The 2,706-nt window shown below is 60.2% G+C and carries 2 protein-coding genes; both read right to left on the bottom strand.

Translation table 11 applies throughout. The features are described from left to right. Window positions 1-858 (bottom strand): hypothetical protein (locus LRL21_RS44490; protein ID WP_240422165.1); only part of this gene is annotated, 858 nt, incomplete at its 3' end. Continuing rightward, window positions 855-2,706 (bottom strand): ATP-binding cassette domain-containing protein (locus tag LRL21_RS44485; RefSeq protein ID WP_240422164.1); only part of this gene is annotated, 1,852 nt, incomplete at its 5' end. The genes LRL21_RS44490 and LRL21_RS44485, both read right to left, overlap by 4 nt.

Below are 2,706 nucleotides of genomic sequence, written 5' to 3'. Positions count from 1 at the left end.
GCGGCTGACCGCTTCCTCCACATTGCGCTCATCCTGCTCCAAGCGCTGGGCCACTCTGGCCTGTTCGTCCCGCTGTGCCCGGCGCAGCTGATGGAGCCGCTTGTATACGAGCAAACGGTGAAACAAATGCACCGACGCTTGCCAATCATGCAGCTGCAGCAGAGCAAACGTATCCGCCGTGTACAAGCGGTTGCCTTTGGGCGAATCCGCCCAGACGGAGCGCATCATCGGCACATAGGCGTCCGGGGGTACCTTCGGCAGGCCGCGATCCTGCCATAAGCCCGGCAGTCCGTCTGCGGCGCGAATCCAGATGAGATGGGCCTCCGAAGTAAAGACGGCCGGCTCCCAGACGACAATCTCCGATGGGGACTCTGCCGCCGTTACCTGCTGCGTATGCAGCGGAGCCGCCTCCTTCACCACGGCCAAGGCCAGGCTCTGCAGCCATTCGTCCAGCTTCTCTGCTGTTTCGGCTAGCCGTTCCAATTGTCCCAACTGTTTCAGCCGCTCCGTACGATCCGTACGCTCCAGCCGTTCCATGTCAAGATTGGCCTGAAGTTCCGGAGCGCCCTGCTCCAGGCGGCTGCTTGCCAGCACCGTGTCCGGCATCACCTCGGCTATCCAGCCGAAGTCGCCTTCATCGGTTTGCGGGAGCTCCAGCCATAGTTGTCCTGCCTTCACCGTAAGCACATACGATTTCGACCCGGCCGCTCGGCCATGCGCCAGCTCGACCGAATAAATCTCTACTTCGCCCTGCTCAACCATATGCAGCGTCAACGGCGATTGCCCCTGCAGCAGCAAGGAAGTTCTGGACGGGTAATGTCGCCGCTCCTCTCCGTTGTTCAGCCAGCCGGATGTCATGAAGCATACTCCTCTCCGGGTGCGTAGAACAGGCGCCGGTAATGCCCGTCCGCGCGGATCAATTCTTCATGGGTCCCCTGTTGGACAAGTCTTCCCTGGTCCAGCACGACGATGAGGTCGCAATCCCGGATAGCGCTAAGCCGGTGGGCAATGATGACGCAAGTGCAACCCCTCCGGCGAATATGGGCATAGATAGCCGCCTCGATCTCAGGGTCCAGGGCGCTGGTCGCCTCATCCAGGATCAGGACGGAAGGCTGCTGTGCCAGCGCCCGGGCAATTTCCAGCCGCTGCGCCTGGCCTTCGCTGAAATTCCGTCCGCCCTCCTCCAGCAGGTGATCATAGCCGCCCGGTCTTGCCGCAATGACTTCATGGATGCAGCTGTCCTTGGCCGCTTGCACGACGGTCGCCTCGGGGATCGTCTGATCCCATAATGTCAGATTGTCGCGAATTGTCCCCTCGAACAGCCGTATCTCCTGGTCGACCAGCGATACGGAATTGACCAATACATGTCGAGGCAGCGCGGATCGCAGCTGCTCGTCGAATTTCACTTCTCCGCTCCACGGCTGGTACAAACCGGACAGGAGCCGGGACAGCGTAGACTTTCCGCTGCCCGAGCCCCCGACGATGGCGACCATAGTTCCGGGAGCGATGTCCAGCGTAATCTGCTCGATTAGCGGAGGGTCCAGAGGGCTGTAGCCGAATGTCACATTACGCACAGCGAGCGCCCCGGACAGCTTGGGAGGCCAATCGGTCGCAGCCGGCTTCGCCGCTTCACCGGAGTCCAGACCGGCAGACAGCGCAGAATCGGCGGGATGCTTCAGCACATCGTCCAGCCGGGCCAAATGCCCGCGCAGCTCCTGAGCCTCTCCGCCCATCGCCACCAAGCTGTTGACCGGGGCGAGAAAGCCTGCAGTAAAGCCGAGAAAGGCGAGCAGCATCCCAACCGTAAAAGACCCGTTCAGGACAAGAATGCCCCCGATGACGAGAATAACGCTGTGGTTCAACTGCTCAAGCAGCACAGGCATCGCCGACAAGTACTGGTTGGACACGCCGAGCTTTTGTTCCGCACGCGTCATGTTGGCTTGATGTCCCGCCCAGCGGGCGAAAAAATCAGATTCCCGGCCGCTGGCCTTCAAGGATTCCATGTTGATGAGCCCTGCAATCGAAGCGCCCCACAGCTTCCCCTGATCCATTTGCAGCTTCTGGTTTTGGTCGGTCTGCTTGCGCGACACATACAGCAGATAGATCACGTTAAGCCCGGCGACCAGCAGGGCGGCAAGCGCCAGACGGTAGTCATATAGCAGCATGAAGGTGAAATAAAACCCGACCAGCAGCGCATCAATCACCGTCCCGGCAAGCTTCTCCGTCAAAAACTGGGCAATTCGGTCGTTGGCCTGCGCTCTTCCCGCAATTTCCCCAGCAAAGCGCTGCGCGAAAAAGCCGACCGGCAGCCTGAGGATATGCCAGACGAACGCGCCGGACAGACTGAGGGATATTTTGGTTTCCAGTCTCAGAAGCGTATATTGCCTGAGCGTGGTCAGCCCCCCGCGGAGAATGACGACGGCCAGCATGCCCAGAAGCAGCGCTGCCGCCCATTCCATCTTGCCCGCCAGTAGCATCCGGTCGACGAAGAACTTAAGGAAGAGCGGCACAAGTACTCCGGTTCCAGCCAACGCAAGGCCCGCGGAAAGCAGGTAGACGACCTCCCATTCATAGCCCTTCACCCGCTGCAGCAGCGACGAGCTTACGGAAAATCGCCGCCCTGACCGGACAAAGTGCTCTCCCGGCGCCATAGTCAGCACCACTCCCGTATAAGAGCTTTCGAATTCTTCGAGGCTTACCGAATAC

It is taken from the genome of Paenibacillus periandrae, assembly GCF_022458865.1.
GTDB lineage: Bacteria > Bacillota > Bacilli > Paenibacillales > NBRC-103111 > Paenibacillus_S > Paenibacillus_S periandrae.
This window is presented reverse-complemented; position numbering and strand designations above follow the sequence as displayed.